Origin of the sequence: Rhizobium sp. PDO1-076, assembly GCF_000247475.1 — a bacterium.
Classification (GTDB): Bacteria; Pseudomonadota; Alphaproteobacteria; order Rhizobiales; family Rhizobiaceae; genus Allorhizobium.
In genome coordinates, this window is sequence record NZ_AHZC01000318.1 from 1 (window position 1) to 929 (window position 929).

General features: G+C 54.5%; 1 protein-coding gene. It reads left to right on the forward strand.

The genetic code is table 11. From position 1 onward, the window contains the following. Window positions 1-161 precede the first annotated feature (161 nt). Window positions 162-929: MCP four helix bundle domain-containing protein (locus tag PDO_RS15850; RefSeq protein WP_007603958.1), on the forward strand; the 768-nt coding region annotated here is incomplete at its 3' end.

Here is a 929-nt window from a genome sequence, read left to right on the forward strand (position 1 = left end):
GTAAAATTGACGAGTCAGGGCGGACAAGAAGATCCGCCCTGATCTCAGCGTAGAATGCGCTGATTGCGAGGAGCGGCGGCTCCTGCCCGGTAGCTTAAAATGCAAGCCCGGGATGTCCCACACAGCCCTTCAATCACCATCACCTTCCCGGGGACGCGACGATGCGCTTTACCATCAAACTCAAGCTTGCTCTCACCTTCGGCATAATCATTCTGATGTCCTTCGGAATGGCAATGCTTGCGATCAACAATCTCTCGACACTGAACTCGGCTATCACCGAAATTGTTCAGGGACCAGCTGCCAACCTGCGCAATTCGAGCGACCTCTCGGACACAATCTACCTGTCTATTCGCGCTGAGAAAAATGCGATCCTCAATACCGACCCCACGCAGATTTCTTCCTATTCCCAGGAAGTCAGCGAGGCACGGACTAGGATCAATGAGCTCCTCACCCGCCTCGACGCCGAAAAGGCCGAGGGTGTCAGGGTCAAGGTGGCCGAATTCCGGGCCGCCTTGCCGGCGTGGCTTGAGCTTCAGGACCAAATCATTGCTCTCGCTCGTCAAAATACACCTGAGTCTAATACGCGTGCTGGTGTGATCTCCATGGACGAAGGCGCAAAAATGACCTCGGTCCTGCTCGCGGCCATGAACGGGCTCAACGAGGAGATCGTCAAGGATCTGAATGCCACCGATGAAGCGACGAACGTCCAGTATGATCATTCGCGCAATATCTTGATCGGCATCGTCGTAGGTTTGCTGGTCTTCTCTGCAGTCGTAGCCATCTGGATTTCAATCAACATTTCTCGCGGCCTACGCCGTGCAAGCGATCTGGCTGTCGCCGTCAGCATCGGTGACCTGAACCACGAGATCGAGCACAAGGCCAACGATGAGATCAAGGATCTCGTTAAGTCCATGGAGATCATGACCACT